Here is a 22,367-nt window from a genome sequence, read left to right as displayed (position 1 = left end):
GGAGCCAGACCTCAGGTGCGCGGGATGCCGGCGGGTCGCTGGACGGCTCAGGCCTGTCGTGCCTGCGCGCTCTCTCGCGCGGCCTTGGCGAGGATGTTGCGGGCCATCGACGGGAAGATCAGCCCGTGGAAGGGCCACACGCCCCACCAGTACAGCTTGCCGAACAGGCCGCGGGGGAAGTAGATCGCCCGCTGGCGGTAACGGGTGCCGTCGCCGTCGGGCTCGGCGGTGAGCTCGAGCCACGCCTCGCCGGGGACCAGCATCTCCGCGCGCAGCCGCAGCTGGCGTCCGGGCTCGATGTGCTCGACGCGCCACCAGTCGACGGCGTCGCCGACGACGAGGGTCTTGGGGTTGCGTCGGCCGCGGTTGTGGCCCGCTCCCCCGAGGACCTTGTCGGCCAGCCCGCGGATCACCCACGCGGCGGGCAGGGAGTACCAGCCGTTCTCGGCGCCGATGCCCTCGATGACCGACCACACAGCCTCGGGCGGCGCCTCGCCCGTGCGCGACCTGTCGTCGACGTAGACGGTGCGACCGGCCCAGTCCGGGTCGCTCGGCAGGGGCTCGTAGGGCTTGCCCGACGACGCCCCGGTCCAGGACGTCTCGACCTCACCGTTCTCGATCTTGCTGAGCGCGAGACGCACGGCGTGCCTGTACCCCGTCAGCCCGGCCTCGGGGGGCGCGATGACGTCGTCGACGTCGTGCTCCTGCGCGACGGCGTCGTGCTGGAGCGACTGGACCAGCGGCACGGCCATCGAGTGCGGGATGGGCGTGACCAGCGCGACCCACCACCCGGCGAGCATCGGGGCCGGGATGGGCAGGGCGTAGATGCGTCGGTGCGGCAGACCCGCCTCGTAGCCGTAGCCGTACATCAGAGCGGCGTAGGTCAGGACGTCGCGCGACCCGATGTCGAAGGTGCGGTTGACGTCGGCGTCGACCAGCGGGGCGTGCACCAGGTAGTGCAGGACGTCGCGGATCGCGATCGGCTCGATCTTGTTCTGGACCCAGCTCGGGGCGGGCATCAGCGGGACGTTCTCCGTGAGGTGACGGATCATCTCGAAGGACGCCGAGCCCGAGCCGATGACGACTCCGGCCTGGAACACGATCGCGGGGACCGGGCTGTCGAGGAAGACCTTGCCCACGGCCGTCCGCGAGCGCATGTGCGTCGACAGCTCGACGCCCTCGGGGTGCAGTCCGCCGAGGTAGACCAGGCGGGAGACCCCGGAGCGTTCTGCGGCGTCGGCGACGAGCTGGGCGGTGTCGCGCTCCTGCTCTTCGAAGTCTGAGCCTGAACCCATCGAGTGCACGAGGTAGAAGACCGTGTGGACGTCCTGGCAGGCCTTCTCGGTGTCGTCGGCCGAGCTGAGGTCGCCCTCGACGATCTCGACCTGGTCGTGCCACGGGACGCCCTCGAGCTTGGCGGGGGTGCGGACCAGGACCCTGACGGCAAATCCTTGTGCGAGGAGGCGTGGGACGAGGCGGCCGCCGATGTATCCGGTCGCGCCCGTCACGAGGACGAGGGTGGGTGAGGTCATCTCCTGATGGTAGGTACGGGTCAGCGTCCTCGCGCGGGGTGGGAGTCGTCGTCTGCGGGGCCGGTCTCGTCGCTGTGGCGTCCTTGGCGCTGGGCCTCCAGACGGATCGCTCGGCCTTCGGCGACGTCGTCGGCTGCCTTGGAGGCGCGCTTCTCGATGCCGCGGGTGTCGCGCGGGGGCAGCTGGAGGGTTCCCTCGGCCGGCAGGCCGGACTGGAGCTCGCGTCCGCGCTCGAGCTCGGAGTCGATCTCGGCGCCGAAGAGCAGCGCGAGGTTGGTGATCCACAGCCACAGGAGGAAGACGATGACTGTCCCCAGGGTGCCGTAGGTCGAGCCGTAGGAGCCGAGCGTCGCGACGTACACGCCGAAGCCTGCCGAGGCGAGCGCCCACACGAGGATCGCCACACCGGCGCCGACGCTGAGCCACCGGAACTTGGGCTGCTTGACGTTCGGCGTCGAGTGGTACAGCAGCGCGACCATGACGATCACGACGAGCAGGACGACGGGCCACTTCGCGATGCTCCACACCGTGAGGGCGACGCTCCCCAGGCCGATCGTGTCACCCACGGCCTCCGCGATCCCGCCCGAGAGGACGAGCGCTACGACCACGAGGGCCGCGCCGACGGCGACGGCGAGGGTGATGAGGAGGTTGACGGGGCGCAGCTTCCAGATCGGTCGCCCCTCCTCGACCTCGTAGACGCGGTTGAGTGCCCGGCCGAAGGCGCCGACGTACCCGGAGGCCGACCACAGGGCACCGGCGAGGCCGACGACGAGGGCGATGCCCGCACCGGAGGACTGGCTGGCGACCTGGTCGATGAGAGGCTCCACGGTGGCCAGGGCGTCCGCAGGCAGGACCGACGAGACGATCCCGAGCACGTCCTCGACGAGCGCTCCCCCGTCGCCGACGAGTCCCAGGATCGAGACGAGGGCGAGCAGCGCGGGGGCTGAGGCCAGGACCGCGTAGTACGTCAGGGCTGCTGCGAGGTCGGGGCACTGGTCCCGCGTGAACTGACGCAGGCTGGTGCGGAGCACCAGCTTCCACGACCTCTTGGTGAGGTCGGTCGGAGAGTCGGGGTGCGTCGCTCCCGCGGAGCTGGGCGAACCTGACGACTCCTCGGTCGACCTCCTCGCCCCGGCTGCGCTGCTACCGGTCGAGCCGGTCTCGTCCGTGTGGCTGTCCCCGGTGGCAGGCATGGGTCCTCCGTCGTGTCGCTGTCTCGGTGTCGCTGTGCCGGTGCATGCCGACGTCGTGCGAGAGCCGGCGAGCCTGATCCGACCCTAGGTACTCCCCGGTGACGCACAACACGAAGGGCTGTGGACAGCCGCCATGGTGGCGGAGGTCCACAGCCCTCGGGCGCCGCTGGCGGCGCGCTCAGACCGCGAGGGTCAGCGGGCTGCGAGCGCCGCGTCGACCTCGCGCAGGAAGTCGTCGAGGTCGTCCGGGGTGCGGGAGGTCACGAGGGTCCAGCCGTCGGTGGGGTCGCTGACCACGGACTGGTCCTGCCAGGTGCCTCCGGCGTTGCGGACGTCGGTCTGCAAGGACGGGTAGGACGTGAGGGTCTTGCCCGAGGCTAGCCCCGCCTCGACGACGAGCCACGGTCCGTGGCAGATCGCGGCGACCGGACGCCCGGAGCGGGCGAAGGTCGTCACGGCGGCGACGGCCTTCTCCTCCAGGCGCAGGCTGTCCGCGTTGAGCGTCCCCCCGGGCACCAGGAGCAGGTCGTAGGAATCGAGGTCGACGTCCGCGAGCGCGAGGTCGGCCTCGACGGAGCGGCCGGGGTCCTTGTCGCCGACGAGGGTCTGGACGGTGTCCTTGCTCGGGGCGGCGACGTCGACGTGGGCTCCTGCGGAGCGCAGGTGCTCGAGGGGGACGACGAGCTCGTCCTGCTCGACGCCGTAGGTGGTGACGACGGCGAGGACGCGGCGGCCGGTGAGGTCGGTGGTCATGGTGGTGCTCCTCTCGGTGGCGGCGCGGGGCCGGCAGGGGTGGTGCTGGGTGTCCTTCGACCCTAGGCCGATCTGACGGGGTCACAACCTGGGCTGTGGTGACGACCACCACGCCGACGAAGCGCAGGGCTGGCGCGAGGCTGGTTCGCCGCTCGGGCGCCCTCCCCAGGCACTCGCCCCTCGTGCGAAGATCGCGACCATGAGCGACCTGGGCCCCGAGGCCGACGGCACCGCAGGTGCAGCAGCCCACCCCACCCGTAGCGCCGCCCCCGCGCGCACCCCAGGCACGTGGGGGCTGCGGGCCGACCTGCTGCGCCACGGAGCCGGGCACAGCTCGGACAAGGTCGGCTACGTCGAGCTGTTCTTCGACCTCGTCTTCGTCTTCGCCGTCACACAGCTCTCCCACTCGCTCATCGCGCACCCTGACGTGGAGACCCTGCTGCACACGCTGATCCTCGGCGCGGCGGTCTGGTACCTGTGGATCGACACCACGTGGGTGACCAACTGGCTGGACCCTGACCGTCTGCCGGTCCGCACGATGCTCATCGTCCTCATGGCGCTCGGGCTGGTGATGTCCAGCGCGATCCCGGAGGCCTTCGATTCCAAGGCGCTGCTCTTCGCCGTCCCGTACGTCACCATCCAGGTCGGGCGGTCGGTGTTCGCGGCGCTGGCGCTCAACCGGCGCTGGTCGGAGAACGGTGCCGGGTTCCTGCGCATCACCGCGTGGGTGTCGGTCTCCGGGATCTTGTGGATCACCGGCGCGCTCGTCGACGACGGCCTGCGCCTGGGGCTGTGGGGCGCGGCTGTGCTCATCGACTACGCGGGACCGCGCGCGATGTTCGCCGTGCCGTTCTTCGGCCGCACCGACCCGCGCACCTGGACCGTCCGCGCGGACCACATGGCCGAGCGGGTCAGCCTGTTCGTCATCATCAGCCTCGGTGAGTCGATCATCATCACAGGCACCGCCTTCGCCGAGCTCGAGGTGACGGCGGTGACCCTGCTGTCCTTCGGGGCGGCCTTCGCGAGCACGGTCCTCATGTGGTTGCTGTACTTCGACAGGTCCGAGCGGCGCGCGACAGAGTTCTTCGCCCGGGCGGACTCCACCACGGGAATGGTCGCGCAGACGGCCTACACGTACGTGCCGTTCCTCCTGGTCCTCGGGATCGTGCTCACGGCCGTCGCCGACGAGCTCGTGCTGCTGGCCCCGACAGGTGGTGCTGGTGGCGCGGAGCACGCCGCGGGCGTGGCCGCGGGGTCGCTCGACCACGCCGGGACTGTCGCGGGCAGCGCCGCGACGCACGGGAGCGACCCGTGGACGGCCGGCCTGGTGTGCGGGGCGGCCGCCGTGTATCTGCTCGGCAACCTGCTGTTCCGCAGGGCGACGGGCGGACGCTGGTCGCTCCCCCACCTGGTCGGCATCGTCGCCGTCGCCGCGCTGTTCGCGGCGCACCCCTGGGCAGCACCTCTCACGCTCAACTGGGTGTCCAACGCTGTGCTGCTCGCGGTGATCGTCGGCGACGTGGTCGTCTCGAGGCGCGAGCCTGCGCAGGAGCGGGCGTAGCGCCGGGCTCCACCCGACCACAGGTGGAAGGCGGGACGCTCATCACCCGCCGGCACACCGACCGCACCGTCACCCTAGGCACGTCGGCTCACGACGTGCGTGTGCGGTCCGTGCACGGCCTGGTGGGGTGCATCTCACCATCTCGCCGAACCAGTGATCCTCACACGAGACAGACCCCGTCAAGGGCGCTTCGCGTTGCGAAGCGATGCGGCTGAGCCGCACCCCTGACGGGGGCCTCTCCCGTCCGTGCTGGCATCTATCGGGAACACGGGGCCGTGTCGAACTAGACCTCTCACACCATCCCGCAGAGCCGCAGGCGGCTACCGCTCGGGACCTCGTTCGGCGGTCGCTTCCCGCCGCTCAGGGGTATCCGACGGCCGGCCGACGGGGCGAGGCCCGGGACGCTGCGACCCTTCGTCGCCCGGCTCGCCTGCACCGCGCTGGAGAGCAGCGTGGCTTGTCGATCGACCAGCGGCCCACCGGGCTTCACGCGCACCTTGTCGACCTCTAGAACCCGAGGAGCGCCCTCGCGCTCGGTGCGGTACCGAGAGAACCGAACCACGTTCGGTGCGCTCTCCGCGAGGCCCTGGGCCACGGCTTCAGGGCGTGACTTGCCGTCGGGTCCGTTGAAGACCTCACGCGCGAACTCAGCCGGCACCCACCGACCTCCGAGCCCCTCGCCCTTGTCCAGCGCGTCGAGGTAGTCACCCCGCCACCGACTGGCGATCCTCTCCTCCGAGAGCGCGTAGGGAACCTCTACGTCGATCACCTCGACGTCGTAGCCGGCACGCTCGAGACGTCGGCCGATATCGGCAGCCTTCTCCGGTGACGACAGGACCGTGTCGATGACGATGTTCGTCCCGTCACGCAGCGCCTGATCGCGCATCGAGGCGGCGAGCATGGACGACTCTTCATGGACCAACGACGCGAGCTCGAGCGGGAAGAACTGCTCCCCGCCAGCCTCCAGATCCTTGATCGCCTGGGGCTTGATGACGGACTCATAGGTGCCGTCTCGCATCGCCTCGGTCAGCAGCTTCTTCTTGAAGTCGTCGGCGTCGATGACCAAGTACGACGGCAGCACGTCGGCGCGCTCCTGGCGCAGCGTCGTGCCCTTGCCGGCTAATGGAGGCCCCGCCAAGATGATGGCTCGTCGCTCAGCCTTGACGCCGGGGTTCTCCTCGCGCATCTCCTCGCGCAGCTGCCGGTGCAGGGCGCGTCGGCCGGCGCGGATCTCTAGCCGGCCGTCGCGCTCGACGAACCAGGCAGGGTTCTTCACGGTGGCAGTCGGGGTGTCCTTCGACAGCGGGCCGTCGTCTGCAGAAAGGCGCTCGATGAGCAAGCGATGGGCGTCCGTGCGGTCGGGCGTCACTGACCAAGCTCTCCCTGGCGATCGATGATCGCGTCATAGACCTCAGGCTCGAGCAGACCGTCGTCGAGAGCTCGCGCGACTTCCTCCCACGTCCCCTCGGTCACCGCTCCGGCGTTCCAGTCCAGAGGGCCGTCGGTGAACTCCACGGACTCGTACTCCCACCGTGCGAGCTCGTCGATGAGATCAGCCTGACTGAGCAGGCCAGCGCCGTACCGCTGGGCGATCTCATACGGGGTGGCACCAGAGAAGCCGTCGCGCACGTCCGGAACCTTCTGCGCCGTCTTCAAGGCGGAGCTGACCGAGGGCTGCGTGATCCGCAGACCGCGTGCGAGCTCGACCTGAGACCGCGACTTTGCCAGCGCGCGCATCTCTCGCAGCATGTCCAGATTGTCGACCGCACGACGAGACCTCAGCATGAGAGCCCGCTCGATCGACGGTCCTTCCGTCACCATGACGATCACCTCCTGTATAGGCCCCTATGTATAGGCCCCTATGTATAGGCCCCTATGTATAGACCCGTATGTCTGGGCAAGTATGCATAGAACGGGCGGCAACGGCAACGGCAGCACACGAAATGCGCCCCGCGTGACCTGTTGCGCGCCGCGCATCTCGTCTATGCTGTCCCGAAAATGGAGAACCTTGACTAGTTGAGGTCCCCCTAGAGCCGCAAGCAGCCCTATGTTTGCTTCCACAACTGTGAGGACTCAATGAGACCAGCGCGAACAGCCGCTCCAGCCGTCGGGAGATCAGCCACAGCGAGCCGGGGGGTGGCTCTGGCGGTCCTTTTCGCGCTTCTTTGCACAATGTTAACCGCTTTCAACGTCCTAACGCAGGCCCAGTCCGCGCAGGCGGCACCGATCTGCGAGCCCGGGAACATCACAGTAAACATCGGATCTGGGACGCCGCGTCTGATCCAGTACTCAGCGACGGGTTCGGTCGAGTCCGAAGTGGCGGTCCCGCGTTCCTATACTGATATCGCTTACTCTAGCGATGGACTCACTCTCTATGGCATCCTCCCTGGTGTACCGACGCTCTACACCATCGACCCAGCGACCGGTGTCGAGACTGCTTCGATCCCCATCACGGGAATGCCAGCAAGCGGCTACTTCCAGAACGCGCTTAGCGCACTGCCTGATGGCTCACTCCTCACTGGTGCGGCGCGCAACAGCGACCCCGTGTCACAGCAGATCTTCCGCATCGACCCGACCACCGGCGTTGCGACGCCGTTCGCAGCTTCGTTCCCCACCGGATTTGGATCCGCTGGTGACTTCCTGACCCTCGCCGACGGCGACGTCCTTGCTATTGGCAACGGGCCAGCTGGCAACGCACTGTTCCGTATCGCCCCGGATGCCACGGTGACGCAGGTGGGCACGGTCCCCGAATCCTTCGGAGCGGCGCAGAGCGGTGGCCGCATCTACCTGGCCGGTTCTACGGGCAACCTCTACGAGATCGCGAGCGTTCCGACGGCTGCCTCCACTGCACCCGTCGCGACGACGACGATCGCCTCGACTGGACTGCCCTTCTTCGGCGCCACATCGCAGCAGGACAGTGGGCTGTGCTCGGAGCTCACTATCGCGAAGAGCTCCGATCCGGCGTCGGGAACGGCCGTTGCCCTCGGGCAGACGGTCTCGTACTCGATCACGTTCGCGAACGTCAACGGCACCGCGCCAGCCGAGATCGACCACACTGATGACCTGTCATCCGTGCTCGATGACGCAACGATCACGGCCCAGCCGGCTGTCTCCGACGGATCCCCGCTCACAATCGATCCACTTGTTGAAGATGGCTTCAGAGTCAGTGGTGTCATCCCCGCCGGCGGGCAGACAACCATTACCTACGCCGTAACAATCAACGACCCGGCGACCGGCGATCACCAACTCTCCAACTACGTGATCCCCACCGGCGGCACCCCGCCAACCACGTGCGAACCTACGAACACCGCTTGTACGACGAACCCGATATCTGACATCTCAGTCGTGAAGTCCGTCGACCCCGGCCAGGACTCCTACGAGGTGGGCCAGGAGCTGACCTACTCGTTCCTGGTCACCAACACCGGCAACGTCACCCTGACTGACGTCACGGTCAACGAGGGTGACTTCGATGGCACCGGCGAACTGGGAGCGATCACGCCAGCCGCAGTCGAGACCCTCGCGGCCGGCGAGTCGACCACCTTCACCGCGACCTACACACTGACCCAGGCCGACATCGACCGAGGGAGCACGACCAACACCGCAACGGCCACGGGCGTCCCGCCCACCGGTCCGCCGATCGAGTCACCGCCCTCAACGGTCGAAATCCCCTCGGCCCCGACCCCGGCACTAACAGTCGTGAAGTCTGTCGACCCCGCCGGCCAAGACTCCTACGAGGTTGGCCAGGAGCTGACCTACTCGTTCCTGGTGACCAACTCGGGCAACGTGACCCTGACTGACGTCACGGTCAACGAGGGTGAGTTCGATGGCACGGGCGAGCTGGGAGCGATCACGCCTGCCGCGGTCGAGACCCTCGCTGCCGGCGAGTCGGCCACGTTCACCGCGACCTACACACTGACCCAGGCCGACATCGACCGAGGGAGCACGACCAACACGGCAACGGCCACGGGCGTCCCGCCCACCGGTCCGCCGGTCGAGTCGCCGCCCTCGACGGTGGAGATCCCCTCGGCCCCGACCCCGGCACTGACAGTCGTGAAGTCCGCAGACCTCACGGAGATCACCGCCGCCGGGCAGGTCGTGAGGTACTCGTTCGTCGTCACGAACACCGGCAACGTCACCGTGACCGACGCGGCGCCCGTCGAGACGGAGTTCTCGGGCACTGGCGACCTGGGGGCCATCACTCCTGAGTCAGCCACGCTGATCCCCGGCCAGTCGGCCACGTTCACCGCCGATTACACCGTCACCCAGGCGGACGTCGATGGAGGCGTTCTGACGAACACGGCAACCGCTGGTGGCACCCCGCCTCCGGGAACCGAGCTACCTCCGGTGCCGCCATCAACGGTCGAGATCCCACCGGTGCAGACCCCGGCACTGACAATCGTGAAGTCTGTCGACCCCGCCGGCCAAGACTCCTACGAGGTTGGCCAGGAGCTGACCTACTCGTTCCTGGTCACCAACACCGGCAACGTCACCCTGACTGACGTCACGGTCAACGAGGGTGAGTTCGATGGCACGGGCGAGCTGGGAGCGATCACGCCTGCCGCGGTCGAGACCCTCGCTGCCGGCGAGTCGGCCACGTTCACCGCGACCTACACACTGACCCAGGCCGACATCGACCGAGGGAGCACGACCAACACGGCAACGGCCACGGGCGTCCCGCCCACCGGTCCGCCGGTCGAGTCGCCGCCCTCGACGGTGGAGATCCCCTCGGCCCCGACCCCGGCACTGACAGTCGTGAAGTCCGCAGACCTCACGGAGATCACCGCCGCCGGGCAGGTCGTGAGGTACTCGTTCGTCGTCACGAACACCGGCAACGTCACCGTGACCGACGCGGCGCCCGTCGAGACGGAGTTCTCGGGCACTGGCGACCTGGGGGCCATCACTCCTGAGTCAGCCACGCTGATCCCCGGCCAGTCGGCCACGTTCACCGCCGATTACACCGTCACCCAGGCGGACGTCGATGGAGGCGTTCTGACGAACACGGCAACCGCTGGTGGCACCCCGCCTCCGGGAACCGAGCTACCTCCGGTGCCGCCATCAACGGTCGAGATCCCACCGGTGCAGACCCCGGCACTGACAATCGTGAAGTCTGTCGACCCCGCCGGCCAAGACTCCTACGAGGTTGGCCAGGAGCTGACCTACTCGTTCCTGGTCACCAACACCGGCAACGTCACCCTGACTGACGTCACGGTCGACGAGGGCGAGTTCGATGGCACCGGCGAACTGGGAGCGATCACGCCAGCCGCAGTCGAGACCCTCGCGGCCGGCGAGTCGACCACCTTCACCGCGACCTACACACTGACCCAGGCCGACATCGACCGAGGGAGCACGACCAACACCGCAACGGCCACGGGCGTTCCGCCCACCGGTCCGCCGATCGAGTCACCGCCCTCAACGGTCGAAATCCCCTCGGCCCCGACCCCGACTTTGACAATCGTGAAGTCTGTCGACCCCGCCGGCCAAGACTCCTACGAGGTTGGCCAGGAGCTGACCTACTCGTTCCTGGTCACCAACACCGGCAACGTCACCCTGACTGACGTCACGGTCGACGAGGGCGAGTTCGATGGCACCGGCGAACTGGGAGCGATCACGCCAGCCGCAGTCGAGACCCTCGCGGCCGGCGAGTCGACCACCTTCACCGCGACCTACACACTGACCCAGGCCGACATCGACCGAGGGAGCACGACCAACACCGCAACGGCCACGGGCGTCCCGCCCACCGGTCCGCCGATCGAGTCACCGCCCTCAACGGTCGAAATCCCCTCGGCCCCGACCCCGGCACTAACAGTCGTGAAGTCCGCGGACCTCACAGAGATCACCGCCGCTGGCCAGGTCGTGAGGTACTCGTTCGTCGTCACGAACACCGGCAACGTCACCGTGACCGACGCGGCCCCAGTCGAGACGGAGTTCTCCGGCACTGGCGACCTGGGGGCCGTCAGCCCCGCGTCGGCGGCGCTGGCCCCGGGGGAATCGCAGACGTTCACCGCGCAGTACACGGTGACCACTGCGGACATGGCGGGCCCCGGCCTGACCAACACGGCCACGGCGACGGGTACCCCGCCGCCCGGTTCCGAGCTCCCGCCGGTGCCTTCGTCGACGGTCACCGTGCCCGTCGTGCCCGCGTCGGGACTCATCCCGGGGCTACCGGTGACGGGTAGCGCGCTCGTCGGTGTTGCAGGCATCGCCTTCCTGCTTGTTCTGCTCGGAGTCGCGGTCCTGCGAACTACAGGTCGCCGCGAGGAGCCCTAGCCTTCTACGGTCCGCCCGCTGGTACCCCGGTATCAGCGGGCGAACCACTGTTGGCTGCGTCAGCGATGAACCACATACGAGGCACAGGTCGACAGCGACACCCTGTCCACTAATGCCTCGCATCTCATGGGTTGCAAGGCGTCTCATTCGCAGGCCGGGCTGAGGCGCCCTGACTACCCCGCGGAAGGCTGAGCCGTCTGGCCCTGCGCGCCCGTCTGGATGATCTGCTGGAGCCTCTTCACATACTCGGTCAGCGCGTCACGTCCCACCGGAGTCAGGGAAGCCCAGGTGCGCGGGCGTCGGCTTGTCTCGGTCGTCCTGGACTCGAAGGTGACGTAGCCAGCGTCGACGAGCACCTTCAGGTGCTTGCTGGCTACAGAGTCAGAGACGTCGAGCTCATCGCGGATCACCCCGAACTCGACGGCACTGGCGCCGGAGAGCATCGCGCAGATAGCGAGCCGGTTCGGTGCGTGAATCACCTGGTCGACCTCGATGCTCATCCCGAGATCGCCATCTCTCGAGCGGCCCCCACGATCGCGCGGTCGATCAGAGATCCCAAGATCGTCGTCGCCACTGCGCTCACCGCTGCGACCGTGAGAACCACAGCAGGGGCATCCACAGCGTGAGCCCACAGGCCCGTGAGCGCGCAAGCCGCCCAGGAGAACAGGAGCCAGGCCCCGTACCGAGATGCCTCTGACCTCGGATCAATGGGTGCCATAGCTACCCCCTGCTTGCGTTTGAGAAGAGTCGCCCACACGGCGGTGATCGCCACTGCGGCCAGCCCAATGCGAGCAGCCCAGACCATCCCCGCAACCATCGCTGCGATCGGCGAGGCCCAGAGCAGCCCAAGGGCGACATACGCCAGGAGCGAGCTGTGAAGGCGGTCACCCGTGCGTCGTCGCGATGTCGTCGCCAGCTCCAGCTGGCGCGCCGCAGTCGAAGAAGGCAAGTTTTCCATGCCGGAAACATAGCAGAGGTTTCCACCACGGAAAACTTCGGTGGTCGCCGGGTGGCGGAGGCGCCTCACAACCCTAGAGTTACGAGACGTCTCGTCCGAACGGCGCACGTCGACCACGCTTGGCCGGCCGGCGAGTCTCGCAACTATGTCTCGCATCCATCGGCTAGATTCAATGTCGCCAACATTGGTTGCGAGACACATTCGAGGTCACTATGGGTAAGTTGATTGGCTACGCGCGGGTATCGACCAGAAACCAGTCGGCCGACCGTCAGGTCGACGATCTCCTCAGCGCCGGCGTCCGGCGCGACGACCTCTACGTCGACCACGGGGTCTCGGGTGCTCGAGCACGCCGGCCGCAGTTCGACCTCGCCCTGGCTGCACTCCACGTTGGCGACACACTTGTGATCACCACCCTCGACCGCCTCGGTCGCTCGACGGTGAACATGCTCACCCTCGCCGACGAGCTCAAGAACCGAGGAGCAGCGTTGCGTGTGCTCAACCTCGGAGGCGCCAACGTCGACACATCCTCCCCCACTGGCTCCATGGTCTTCACCGTCATGGCCGCACTGGCCCAGATGGAGCTCGAGATCAAGCGCGAACGCATCACCGATTCCGTCACCAAACGCCGTTCTGCAGGCGGCGATCTCGGCGGCCGCCGCCCTGTCTTCACCGACAGTCAGATCCGCAACGCACAACGACTTGTCGAAGCCGGCGAGCCCGCCAGCCAGGTCGCACGCGACCTCGGAATGTCCAGGGCCACCCTCTATCGACGCATCGCCACTCTCAGTTAGCAGCGCTTCCACGTCGCTTCTCCGAAGCGGGTGAAACCTAGCGCGCCCACTCTCAGGACCTTGTGTATGGGCTGGTCACAGTCTTAGTTTCGGTTCAGCGGGGGCGCTGCGGGGAATGAGCAGGACCCTCGTCGCCTGCGCGGCGATGCGGTCGCACTGGCCCCTTCCCTCGAGCCGCACGGCTCGTGATCGGAGAGTTTCGATGATGCGCGCTTTGTCCACTCGTGCTCGGCGGTCCATCGCCATCGCCACCACGATGATCGGCATGATGAGCCTGGGAGCGTCGGCCGCTTCTGCTGAGGCCCCTTCGCCGCTCGATGACGCACCACCTTCGGCTGAAGACATCGTTTCCCCGGAGGAGATCCACTCTGTGGAGACCGGGGATATTCTCAGCTTCGAGAATCCGGACGCGTCGCCTGCAGAGGCCGGCCTTGGCGCCGAGGGTGAGGGTGAGGGTGAGGCAATCGTCTTGCGGGCCTCCGGCTACACCATCGCTTGTACGCCCGATGCGCAGAACCCCCACGTCTCAGAGGGTGCACGCAAGAAGGGCGAGATCTACGTCATCTACAAGACCGTCGTCACGTGCACCGGAACTGGGAATCCTCCGGCCACGGCGACGATCCGTGTCCGGGGCGGCCTCATGTGGGACAGCGCCAAGTTCGCTGGCGATACCAGCAACGGCATCAAGTGGTCGTCTCTGCGGTCGAGCGAGGAGACGCGGACGGTCAAGGTGAACGGCTCCAAGAACACCTTCTACACCCCGAAGAGCGGCCTGGGGGGGACCTTCACCGGCCACTACCAGGGCTCGTCGACGGTCGAGATCATCACACCGACCGGCTTCAAGGTGGGCTCAGACCTCTCCGGAACGGTGTTCTGCAAGCCGACGACGAAGACTGCAGTCTGCTCTTAACCGTCCAACTCGTCCATCACGTCCTCAGGGGGCGGAGTCAACCACATCAAGGTGACTCCGTCCCCTGAACTGTGATCGAACCTCGCCGCCAGCGAGTAACCCCCCTCTCTAGAGTGCTCGACAGCCCATGCCCGCGCCTCCTCCGCTGAGCACCCATCGACATTGAAGGTGCTCACTCGACGACCCGGGTGGACCACCGCCACCCGGTACCCGTCCACCTGCATCTCAACCTGAGCATCGCGCTCATCCACCTGAGAAGTCTCCATTTCCAGAGCGTATCTCGCCGACAGCCAAACACACAGAGCCGGTATGTCTCCCCGCCCCTGACTCCGATCCGGGTCGCCGCTTCGGCCTCACCAAGAGCCAACTGCCCTACGCAGAAGGTCTCACCGATACCGGTGCGCAGACAGCGCGCAGCCAGGCGCACCGTCGGGCGAGTGTGGGTCCCGTCGTGCCCCTGTGGGCGGGTGGAGCCGCGAAGCGTCGGAGCTCGGGCCGTCCCCAGGTGTGCGAGGGGCGACACCCCCTCCCCCGTACGCACCAGAAACGCCTGGTGCCGGGTTTCGGGTCGACGAGGTTTCGGGGGCAGGTTTCGGTGCGGTCGTGATCGGCGTGTCGCGCTCAGCTTGGACCTGCCGCGACCTCACCCGAAAACGATCGTTTTCGAGGCACACGAGCAGGGTGGGCGTCGGGAGCCGCGACGGAATTCCTCGCACCCCGCTGCTGGCTCGCTGGTCTGCGGGTCCGCGGGTCTGGGATCATGGCGCGCATGCCATCCTCTGCACCTCGACCTCAGTTTCAGCTGTCAGGACGGCCGTGCGCGAGAACCACATGACAGTCGAAGAGCTCGCAGCGGACGGAATCACTGCCGAGTCTCTGCCGGGCATGCTGCGTGGGTCTGGGCGCGGCTGGGTCGCCGAGCTGGAGGGGCAGGTCGTCGGCTTCGTGATGGTCGACGCCGAGGAGGCAACGGTCTTCGCGTTGTTCGTCCGACCGGACTTCGAGGGCCAGGGCTTGGGACGTGCGTTGCTCGAGACGGCGGAGCGCTGGCTTGCCGAGCAGGGTGTCTCTGAGACCTGGCTCGTCACGGACCGCGATCGAGACGTCCGGGCGAACGGCTTCTACCGCCACCTCGGATGGCAGGACGACGGCGTCCAGGAAGACGGCCAGGTGCGGTTCGTCAAAAAGCACTGAGCCCCTAGGGGTGTCAGCCTTTGAGGTCTATAAGGTCGAGCTCCCCGCTGGCGCAAGCACCGAACCCCATGACCACCTCTCCGACGAAGTCGAAGACGTCTACGCGATCGTGCGCGGATCAGGCTGGCTTGTCGTCGACGAGCAGCACACCGCCCTCACCGTGGGCCACTTCGTCGCCGTGACCAAGGAGTCGACGCGCTACGTCATCGCCGGTGAGAACGGCTGCGACCTCGTCGCCATCTGCGCCTAGACCAGGCTCGCCGGCAACGATCATTCTCGGTGGTGGGGCAGACAGCTCGTGGACGTGGCCACCAGACACAGGGCTGTCCGGACACCGTTTCTGGGGGGTCGCTCTCATGCTGGTTCTGGCTGCCCGAAACCCAAGGGGGCTGTTGGCGTCGCCAGGATCGAGGTTCTGGTGAATCCAGACCGTGTCCTTCGGTTAGAGAGTGTGGTCAGAAGCGACCTGACTTCCAATCGCTGCAGACAGGATCACCGCAGGGTGGGCGACTGCCAAGTAGAGCCCCGGTACTCCCGGAGCTGGTCCTACCAGTGGCCGGCCACCGGTGGGCATGGGGCGGTCGGCGATGACGGCTTGCTTCAGGCGCAGCTCATTGGCGCCATAGAGGTGTGATTGGAGTGCTTCGAGGGTGGTCGAAGCGATCTCGGCCGGGTCACCGGAGAAGCCAAGTGGGACGTCCTCAGCTGCCAGGAGCGTGTTGTCGTCTAGCTGGCGGACCTCGAAGTCAGGGGTGGAAAGGATGCTGCGTACCAGGGGGCGAGGCGTGGAGAACGTGAGCAGACAGCACGGCGACGCAGCAACGTCGACATGTACGCCAGCCATCTGAGCAAGCCTGGTGGACCCGGTTCCGGCCGCGAGGACCACACTCTCTGCCGTGATCTCTCCGTGGTCTGTCAGGACACCCCGGACTCGATCGTCGTCTGTTAGCAGAGCGATGACTTGGGTTGGCGCCCGGAAAACCGCGCCGGACTGCTGAGCGCTCTGCAGTAGTGACCGTGTGTATGCCACCGGATCAACACCGAGGTCATCAGGAGCGAAGGCCGCAGTTGAGGGAACCTGGACAAGCGCCGGCTCACGCACGGATAGTTCGGGACCGCTGAGGTGCTCCATCCGATGACCGGCGTCCTGGTGTGCTGCCACGAACCTGTTCGTCGCGGAGTCGTCCTCTTCCCAGGTGATGGCACCACATCGACGGAGCCCGATCGGGGCGGAGATCTCGGTGACGACACGGTCGAACTCAGCCATGGCGCGAGCTCGCAGCGGCTCTGTGTGCACATCAGCGGAGCTCTTGGCCAAACCGACCCATGCGAACGACGCCCCTGTCACACCGCCAGCCGGATACCCACTGTCGAGGACCACGACCTCGTGCCCTGCACGGACCAGATGATGGGCGACCGAAGCGCCGACGACCCCAGCCCCCACCACGACTATGCGACGGCTCGTAGCAGTGCGACTTGTGTACATGGTCGTCCAGGGTACATATCGAGAGCGCTCCACTGCCTTTCGCTGGAGAGTGTCGAAGGGTCCCCGCCCATCGCAATCACCTCAGGCGGGACCCGCTGATCGCGACGAAGAGGCGGCATCGGACGGTGGTTCTGCAGGTAACGGCCGCACCGAAACTTCCCCCATGGGCGGCCCACCAGAAACGGTGACCGATTCAAAACCCCGTTTCGGGCGGGCACCGATTCTGGTGCGCCTCGTCGACGTCCGCCACTCACCCCACCGGAAACGATCGTTTTCGGTGACTGTGCATCGAGGTTGCTGACCGAGTCGACTGCGTCGAGGATCGACCTCTTGTAGCATGCACGGATCACCGCAGCTTCACGGGTGAGGCGCGGGTTCTGGCAGGGTGGGGATGGCGAGAGCGTCGACCAGTTCGCGGTAGAGCGGATCGGTGGCCAGAAGGTCTTGGTGGGTTCCTGATGCTCGGACGTGCCCGGCTTCCATGAGGTAGATCCGGTCGGCGTCGACCACCGTGGAGAGGCGGTGTGCGATGGTCACGACGCTGCCGTGGAGGGCCACCTCGCGGATCACGCGCTGGACTGCGACTTCGGTGAGCCCGTCGAGCTGGGCTGTAGCTTCGTCCAGCAGGAGCACCTCGGGCTGGTGCACCACTGCTCGCGCGAGGGCGATCCGCTGGCGCTCACCGCCGGAGAGTGATGTGCCCGAGACGGGCTCGTCGAGCTGTCCGGGCAACGAACGCACCTTGTCTTCGAGGAACACGGCGCGCAGCGCCGCCCAGACTTCCTCGTCGTCTGCCTGGGGGTAGCGGTAGGCGACGTTCTCCCGGACCGTTCCCGGCAGCAGTGGTGTCTCTTGCTCGACGTAGGTGATGCGGGACCGGACCGCATCGATGCTCAGATCGGCGTAGGAGACCCCGTCCATCGTGATGGTGCCCGCACCGGGCTCGGTGAACCGCAGCAGCGACGAGAACACGGATGTCTTGCCAGCTCCTGAGGGGCCGACGATCGCTGTGTGACCGTGCCTGGGGAAGCTGAGGGTGACGGCGTCCAGAGCGGGCCGCTTCGACGCGGGGTAGGTCACGGTCACGTCCTGGAGACGGATCTCCGCGCCGGTCGTCCCGTGGTGGGGGAACGAGCCTCCGTGGGAGGTGTCTTCGGTCTCGATCTCCTCGACCTCCTGGATGCGGGTGGCAGCGGCGAGCCCCGACTGCAGCGTGCTGAACGTCGTGGTCAGCTGGGTGACCGGTTCTACGAGCTGGAAGGCGTACAGCAAGAAGGCGATCAAGGTCGGCACGGTCAGGTCCCCCTCGCCGACTCTCCAGGCTCCGATCGCCAGGATCGCGATGATCGCCAGCTGGATGCCGCCGCCGGCGATGCTCCACGCCCCGGCTTCGATGACCGCAGCCCGCACGCCGTGACGCTCGGCGTCCCTGGCTTGAGCCAGGACTCGCTCGCTCTCGCGCCCTTCCGCGCGGCTGGCTTTGACGGTCCGCAGCGCCCGGACCCCGCCCTCGAGGAGCCCACCGAGGCGGCCCACTGCTTGCTGGGCGCGGTGCTGAGCAGCGCCGATGCGCGGCATCAGGACGGCCATGACGATACCGATGAGGACCAGCGCGATGATCGTGCTCAGCAGCAGCGGGACATCGAGCACAGCCATCAAGACGATGGACCCCACAAGCGCCACGGTGCCGTTGACCAGGTCGACCAGACTGGAGGACGCGGCCTCGCGCAGCAGAACGGTGTCGGAGGTGACTCGGCTGACCAGCTCGCCGGGTGAGTGGCGTTGCACGTCGCCAACCGATCCTTGGAAGAAGCGTCGGACCAGTGATTGTCGGGCGGTCAGCACGATGCGCTCGGCCAGACGGCCCAGGAGCAACCACTGGGCGAAGCCGCTGACTCCCCCGAGCACCACGAGGCCGAGCAGCAATCCGACAGGTTTCGCCAGTGAGGAGTCCGCTCCGAGGGAGTCGAGCACGGCCTTGGTCGCCATGGGGGTCGCCAGGGACGCGGCTGTGGCCCCGAGGCCCAGGAACAGGCTGAGCAGGAGCGTGCGCCGGTGAGGGCGCACCAACGCCAAGAGGACCCTCACCTTCGACCACCGCCGCTGGGACGTGATGGGCTCGCCCGTTCGGTCGAAGTTCATCGTCATGTCTTCCTCTTCGTCGCTCTCTAGGTTGCTTGTGCCAGCGCAGCCGAGGTCTCCCGTTCGGCCAGGTCGCTCTCGTGGCCTCGTCCGCCACCTCGCAGCCGGCCCTGCGCAGGCTGGCCGACATGCGTCGACCAGCCTTCCCGCCCGGTGCGGTGACCAGGATCAGAGTGGTCGTGCTCGGCGGCCGAGATCGAGGCTGGGCAGCCTCGACGTCGCCGAGGCGCGCGGACGGCAAACCGAAAACGATCGGCTTCAGCGCGCTGGAGAGTTCCTCCAGCTTCGGCGGGTTGCGCAGGGTTCTAGCGCACCCCTACCTCCATAACTATACCTTCTAGATGGTACAGTTACGCCGTGACCAAGACCAACCATGCGCCATCGACAGCACCGACCTCGACCTCCCGGCAGCGCTGGATGCTGCTTGTCACAGTGAGCGCAGGGCTGCTGCTGATCACCCTCGACAACTCGATCCTCTACACCGCGCTGCCGACCTTGACCGCAGAGATCGGTGCTTCCCCGTCGCAGGGCCTGTGGATCATCAACGCCTATCCGCTGGTCATGGCAGGCCTGCTGCTGGGAGCCGGGACGCTCGGTGACCGGGTGGGTCACCAGCGGATGTTCCTCATCGGACTGGTCATCTTCGCCGCGGCTTCTCTGGTCGCGGCCTTCGCGCCCAACCCTGGCGTTCTCATCGCCGGCCGCGCGCTGCTGGCCGTGGGAGCGGCGTCGATGATGCCTGCGACGCTCGCCCTCATCCGCATGGCCTTCACGGTCGAGCGTGAGCGCAACATCGCGATCGCAGTGTGGGGCAGCATCGCGCTGGTCGGCAGCGCCCTCGGGCCGATCGTGGGAGGTGCGCTCCTGGAGCACTTCTGGTGGGGCTCGGTGTTCCTCGTCAACGTCCCGGTCGCGATCGTCGCGTTGCTCGTCATGCTCAAGGTCGCACCGCGCAACGACCCCGACCCTTCGAAGTCCTGGGACCTGATCTCCTCGGTCCAGGTGATGGTCGCGATGGTCGGTCTGGTCCTGGCGCTCAAGGAGGTCACCAAGCCCGGCCCGTCCTGGCCCGTCGTGCTCGCTGCCCTCGTGGCAGCCGCTATCGGTGCGGCGACCTTCACCCGCCGCCAGACCCGACTGGACCAGCCCCTGCTCGACTTCTCGATCTTCCGCACCAAGGCCTTCTCCGCCGGGATCCTCGCCGCCGCATTCGCCATGTTCGCCTCGGGAGGCATCCAGCTCGTCACCAGCCAGCGATTTCAGCTGGTGGAAGGTCTCAGCCCACTCGAGGCCGGTGCGCTGGTCGCGGCCGTAGCAGTCGGCGCGCTGCCGACCGGGTTGCTCGGGGGTGCGTTCTTGCACGTCGTGGGCCTCAGGACCCTCATCGGTGGCGGGCTGGCCCTCAGCGCCGCCGGGGTGGTGGTGACTGTCTCGACCTTCCAGTCCGGCCTGGGATGGATGATCACCGGTCTCGTGCTGACCGGCATGGGACTCGGTGCGTCCATGTCGGTCGCCTCGACCGCGATCGTCGGCAACGTGCCGCCCCGCCGCGCCGGGATGGCCTCGTCGCTGGAAGAGGTGTCCTACGAGTTCGGCAGCCTCACTGCCGTCGCGCTCCTCGGGTCGATGCTCACCGCGATCTACACCAGCACCATCGCCCTGCCACCAGGAGCCCCCGCAGAAGCCGGGAAGTCCATCTCCGGCGCGCTGAGCTCGGGCGCTTCCGAACCTGGCATCCTGGAGGCTGCCTTCAAGGCCTTCGACCACGGGTACTCCGTCGTCATGGTCATCGTGGCGGCGGTCCTTGCAGTCGGGGCAGTCCTGACCACCTCGCTGCTGTGGCGCTACGGCCCGGGAAGCGCCTCCTCGTCCTATGACTCCGGCCACTGACCTTCAAGGAGACTCGTGCGAACCAGCAAGAAGACGCTGATCCTCGACGCCGCCACCCGCGTCGTTCAAGACTCAGGGGTCACAGCGGTGACCTTCGACTCCGTGGCAGCCGAGGCCGGCCTCACGCGCGGGGGGATCATGTACCACTTCCCCTCCCGCGACGACCTCCTGGCCGCGCTGCACGAGCACCAGGCGCAAGCCTGGGACGAGGCCATGACGCGCTCGGCCGGCAAGACCGCCGAAGAGGCCACCGACGACGAACGCCTCGCCGCGTACGTGCGTGTCTGCGCCGACACAGCGACCCGCGCAGAGCTCCAGCTCCTGCTCGAGGGGGTGAGCACACCCGAGTACATGTCGCCCTGGACCGTCGTCATGGACCGGTGGACACCACCGATCGAACCCGATGCGATCGACCCGACCGACCAGGAAACCGTCTCACGGCTCGTCGCACGCCTGGCCGCCGACGGTCTGTGGATGCACGAAGCCCTCTCCAACCAACCCCTACCACCAGCAGTGCGGACCGCGATCGTCGAGCTCATCGCTCAGCCCTTCTCACACCAGCAAGAACCCGCCTGAATCCTCGACACCTCTCCCGCACCAGCCATGACCTCCCGCAGGGTCTCGATCGCGCCGCGCTCCCTGGCTACGCAGTCCATCGCGCGATCGTTCGGGCTGGCCTCAGCGGTGCTGTTAACGGTGGCCGGCGAGTGACACGAGGCGAGGCGTCGGGCACGATGACCTCATGGGCGATGAACTGAGCTGGACTGCCGAGGACGACGCCAGCTACGAGTACGAGTCGCTGCCTGAGTGGCATCCCTCGTTCTTCGTTCAAGTGTTCCGCTCAGGGCTCGAGACCTCCCCGGACGAGGCGATGATCCTCGGAGCGTTCGTCACACCCGAGTCGGCCGGCACCTGAGGCCACTTCTCTCGAGCTCGCACACTCTTCGAGTCCGGCCTAAAGATCAGCATGAGCCCGCTCTACGGGTTCGACGCCCCCGACGTGGCGTACGTGCGCCTGGTCGAGACCGACGAGCACTCCGTGACGAACACAGCGGACGTCCCCGCCACAGCGCACGTCACCCTCGTGTGGCGCCCAGAGATCGCGATCGTCCCAGGGAGCAGCTGGAGAATCCACCACATCGGTGAGCCCGTCCCGTTCACCGAGGTGCCGCGTACCGCCATCGGCACCGACCCACGCACTTCCTGACCAGCCCCCGACCCGCGTCCTATGGGCTCCCCCAAACGATCGTTTCTGGGGCGCACTTGCTCTAGCTCTTCAGGCCATTCAGCGTCGGGGCTGGCAGCACTCAGGTAGCCCGCCAGACGCTATGGCGAGCCACCCACACGGCGGCCGCCGACCAGGCGCGTGCGGGCTGTGCGTGGGTCAGGCGGTCAGAGCGGTGATCTGGTCGGGTCGGAAGCCGGACCAGTGGGTGTCGCCTGCGATGACGACGGGGGCCTGGAGGTAGCCGAGGGAGCGCACGAGCTCGAGGGCGGTCGGGTCCTGGGTGAGGTCGACGACGTCGTAGGCGATGCCGTGCTTGTCCAGGGCCCGGTAGGTCGCGTCGCACTGGACGCCGGCGGGCTTGGAGTAGACGGTGACGGGGCTGGTGGTCATGGGGTCCTCCTGCGGGTGTCGGTCAGGTGAAGGGATCGTCCTGATAGCGGAGCCAGTGCCGTTTGAGCGCCT

Annotated in this window: 19 protein-coding genes; 10 read left to right on the top strand and 9 right to left on the bottom strand. The window is 67.3% G+C overall.

Annotated features, from left to right (window positions below; all coding sequences use genetic code 11):
• Window positions 1-47: 47 nt before the first annotated feature.
• The 3 genes from SANBI_RS08375 to SANBI_RS08365 form a co-directional block, all read right to left on the bottom strand.
• Entirely contained in the window at window positions 48-1,532 is a 1,485-nt protein-coding gene (locus SANBI_RS08375; RefSeq protein ID WP_319160744.1) for an SDR family oxidoreductase, read from the bottom strand.
• A gap of 20 nt (window positions 1,533-1,552) precedes the next feature.
• Window positions 1,553-2,725, bottom strand: coding sequence for a YihY/virulence factor BrkB family protein (locus SANBI_RS08370; protein ID WP_319160741.1), 1,173 nt, complete (start codon window positions 2,723-2,725; stop codon window positions 1,553-1,555).
• 192 nt (window positions 2,726-2,917) lie between these two features.
• The gene (locus SANBI_RS08365) at window positions 2,918-3,478 is read right to left on the bottom strand and encodes a type 1 glutamine amidotransferase domain-containing protein (protein ID WP_319160739.1); all 561 of its coding nucleotides are present in this window, start codon (window positions 3,476-3,478) and stop codon (window positions 2,918-2,920) included.
• 199 nt (window positions 3,479-3,677) lie between these two features.
• On the opposite strand from SANBI_RS08365, the gene SANBI_RS08360 reads away from it, so the two are divergent.
• Window positions 3,678-5,039: a low temperature requirement protein A gene (locus SANBI_RS08360; RefSeq protein ID WP_319160737.1), complete on the top strand. Its 1,362-nt coding sequence runs from the start codon at window positions 3,678-3,680 to the stop codon at window positions 5,037-5,039.
• Window positions 5,040-5,331: 292 nt separating this feature from the next.
• Here the strand turns inward: SANBI_RS08360 and SANBI_RS08355 are convergent, their stop codons facing one another.
• Both SANBI_RS08355 and SANBI_RS08350 read right to left on the bottom strand, forming a co-directional pair.
• A complete protein-coding gene (locus SANBI_RS08355; RefSeq protein ID WP_319160735.1) occupies window positions 5,332-6,315 on the bottom strand; it encodes a zeta toxin family protein in 984 nt (327 codons plus the stop codon).
• An 89-nt stretch (window positions 6,316-6,404) separates the two neighbouring features.
• Window positions 6,405-6,860, bottom strand: coding sequence for a hypothetical protein (locus SANBI_RS08350; RefSeq protein WP_319161222.1), 456 nt, complete (start codon window positions 6,858-6,860; stop codon window positions 6,405-6,407).
• A gap of 351 nt (window positions 6,861-7,211) precedes the next feature.
• On the opposite strand from SANBI_RS08350, the gene SANBI_RS08345 reads away from it, so the two are divergent.
• The gene (locus SANBI_RS08345; RefSeq protein ID WP_319160732.1) at window positions 7,212-11,306 is read left to right on the top strand and encodes a beta strand repeat-containing protein; all 4,095 of its coding nucleotides are present in this window, start codon (window positions 7,212-7,214) and stop codon (window positions 11,304-11,306) included.
• Between the two features lie 173 nt (window positions 11,307-11,479).
• Here the strand turns inward: SANBI_RS08345 and SANBI_RS08340 are convergent, their stop codons facing one another.
• A complete protein-coding gene (locus SANBI_RS08340) occupies window positions 11,480-11,806 on the bottom strand; it encodes a transcriptional regulator (RefSeq protein ID WP_319160730.1) in 327 nt (108 codons plus the stop codon).
• A gap of 670 nt (window positions 11,807-12,476) precedes the next feature.
• Here SANBI_RS08340 and SANBI_RS08335 point away from each other — a divergent pair.
• The 4 genes from SANBI_RS08335 (at window position 12,477) to SANBI_RS08320 (ending at window position 15,409) form a co-directional block, all read left to right on the top strand.
• Window positions 12,477-13,055, top strand: a complete 579-nt coding sequence (locus tag SANBI_RS08335) for a recombinase family protein (protein ID WP_319160728.1) — start codon at window positions 12,477-12,479, stop codon at window positions 13,053-13,055.
• A 256-nt stretch (window positions 13,056-13,311) separates the two neighbouring features.
• The gene (locus tag SANBI_RS08330) at window positions 13,312-13,965 is read left to right on the top strand and encodes a hypothetical protein (protein WP_319160726.1); all 654 of its coding nucleotides are present in this window, start codon (window positions 13,312-13,314) and stop codon (window positions 13,963-13,965) included.
• Window positions 13,966-14,781: 816 nt separating this feature from the next.
• Complete coding sequence (locus SANBI_RS08325) at window positions 14,782-15,159, top strand: GNAT family N-acetyltransferase (protein ID WP_319160724.1); 378 nt, start codon at window positions 14,782-14,784, stop codon at window positions 15,157-15,159.
• A gap of 10 nt (window positions 15,160-15,169) precedes the next feature.
• Complete coding sequence (locus SANBI_RS08320) at window positions 15,170-15,409, top strand: cupin domain-containing protein (RefSeq protein WP_319160722.1); 240 nt, start codon at window positions 15,170-15,172, stop codon at window positions 15,407-15,409.
• 192 nt (window positions 15,410-15,601) lie between these two features.
• Here the strand turns inward: SANBI_RS08320 and SANBI_RS08315 are convergent, their stop codons facing one another.
• Together SANBI_RS08315 and SANBI_RS08310 are read right to left on the bottom strand one after the other, a co-directional pair.
• Window positions 15,602-16,645: an NAD(P)/FAD-dependent oxidoreductase gene (locus SANBI_RS08315; RefSeq protein ID WP_319160720.1), complete on the bottom strand. Its 1,044-nt coding sequence runs from the start codon at window positions 16,643-16,645 to the stop codon at window positions 15,602-15,604.
• Window positions 16,646-17,002: 357 nt separating this feature from the next.
• A complete protein-coding gene (locus SANBI_RS08310) occupies window positions 17,003-18,787 on the bottom strand; it encodes an ABC transporter ATP-binding protein (RefSeq protein ID WP_319160718.1) in 1,785 nt (594 codons plus the stop codon).
• 357 nt (window positions 18,788-19,144) lie between these two features.
• On the opposite strand from SANBI_RS08310, the gene SANBI_RS08305 reads away from it, so the two are divergent.
• The 4 genes from SANBI_RS08305 (at window position 19,145) to SANBI_RS08290 (ending at window position 21,884) form a co-directional block, all read left to right on the top strand.
• Complete coding sequence (locus SANBI_RS08305; RefSeq protein WP_461786665.1) at window positions 19,145-20,677, top strand: MFS transporter; 1,533 nt, start codon at window positions 19,145-19,147, stop codon at window positions 20,675-20,677.
• A gap of 15 nt (window positions 20,678-20,692) precedes the next feature.
• Window positions 20,693-21,253, top strand: a complete 561-nt coding sequence (locus SANBI_RS08300) for a TetR/AcrR family transcriptional regulator (protein ID WP_319160716.1) — start codon at window positions 20,693-20,695, stop codon at window positions 21,251-21,253.
• A gap of 166 nt (window positions 21,254-21,419) precedes the next feature.
• Entirely contained in the window at window positions 21,420-21,593 is a 174-nt protein-coding gene (locus SANBI_RS08295) for a hypothetical protein (RefSeq protein WP_319160714.1), read from the top strand.
• A 51-nt stretch (window positions 21,594-21,644) separates the two neighbouring features.
• Window positions 21,645-21,884 carry a hypothetical protein gene (locus SANBI_RS08290; protein WP_319160712.1) on the top strand — a complete coding sequence of 80 codons (240 nt, stop codon included), beginning with the start codon at window positions 21,645-21,647 and terminating at the stop codon, window positions 21,882-21,884.
• Between the two features lie 177 nt (window positions 21,885-22,061).
• On the opposite strand, the gene nrdH is transcribed toward SANBI_RS08290, so the two are convergent.
• Window positions 22,062-22,295 (bottom strand): glutaredoxin-like protein NrdH, encoded by a 234-nt coding sequence (gene nrdH / locus SANBI_RS08285; RefSeq protein WP_319160710.1) that lies wholly within the window; start codon window positions 22,293-22,295, stop codon window positions 22,062-22,064.
• Between the last annotated feature and the right edge of the window lie 72 nt (window positions 22,296-22,367).

It is taken from the genome of Sanguibacter biliveldensis, assembly GCF_033798665.1.
Taxonomy (GTDB): domain Bacteria; phylum Actinomycetota; class Actinomycetes; order Actinomycetales; family Cellulomonadaceae; genus Sanguibacter; species Sanguibacter inulinus.
The sequence above is the reverse complement of the archived record's forward strand: the minus strand, read 5'-3'. Positions and strand labels throughout refer to the sequence as shown.

What these genes read in the sequence shown, in the direction of transcription:
- SANBI_RS08335 (WP_319160728.1), top strand. Translation starts at nt 12,477, where the DNA reads ATGGGTAAGTTGATTGGCTACGCGCGGGTATCGACCAGAAACCAGTCG.
- SANBI_RS08360 (WP_319160737.1), top strand. Translation starts at nt 3,678, where the DNA reads ATGAGCGACCTGGGCCCCGAGGCCGACGGCACCGCAGGTGCAGCAGCC.
- SANBI_RS08315 (WP_319160720.1), bottom strand. Translation starts at nt 16,645, where the DNA reads ATGTACACAAGTCGCACTGCTACGAGCCGTCGCATAGTCGTGGTGGGG.
- SANBI_RS08365 (WP_319160739.1), bottom strand. Translation starts at nt 3,478, where the DNA reads ATGACCACCGACCTCACCGGCCGCCGCGTCCTCGCCGTCGTCACCACC.
- SANBI_RS08295 (WP_319160714.1), top strand. Translation starts at nt 21,420, where the DNA reads ATGGGCGATGAACTGAGCTGGACTGCCGAGGACGACGCCAGCTACGAG.
- SANBI_RS08345 (WP_319160732.1), top strand. Translation starts at nt 7,212, where the DNA reads ATGTTAACCGCTTTCAACGTCCTAACGCAGGCCCAGTCCGCGCAGGCG.
- SANBI_RS08310 (WP_319160718.1), bottom strand. Translation starts at nt 18,787, where the DNA reads ATGAACTTCGACCGAACGGGCGAGCCCATCACGTCCCAGCGGCGGTGG.
- nrdH (WP_319160710.1), bottom strand. Translation starts at nt 22,295, where the DNA reads ATGACCACCAGCCCCGTCACCGTCTACTCCAAGCCCGCCGGCGTCCAG.
- SANBI_RS08370 (WP_319160741.1), bottom strand. Translation starts at nt 2,725, where the DNA reads ATGCCTGCCACCGGGGACAGCCACACGGACGAGACCGGCTCGACCGGT.
- SANBI_RS08330 (WP_319160726.1), top strand. Translation starts at nt 13,312, where the DNA reads ATGATCGGCATGATGAGCCTGGGAGCGTCGGCCGCTTCTGCTGAGGCC.
- SANBI_RS08340 (WP_319160730.1), bottom strand. Translation starts at nt 11,806, where the DNA reads ATGAGCATCGAGGTCGACCAGGTGATTCACGCACCGAACCGGCTCGCT.
- SANBI_RS08290 (WP_319160712.1), top strand. Translation starts at nt 21,645, where the DNA reads ATGAGCCCGCTCTACGGGTTCGACGCCCCCGACGTGGCGTACGTGCGC.
- SANBI_RS08350 (WP_319161222.1), bottom strand. Translation starts at nt 6,860, where the DNA reads ATGGTGACGGAAGGACCGTCGATCGAGCGGGCTCTCATGCTGAGGTCT.
- SANBI_RS08375 (WP_319160744.1), bottom strand. Translation starts at nt 1,532, where the DNA reads ATGACCTCACCCACCCTCGTCCTCGTGACGGGCGCGACCGGATACATC.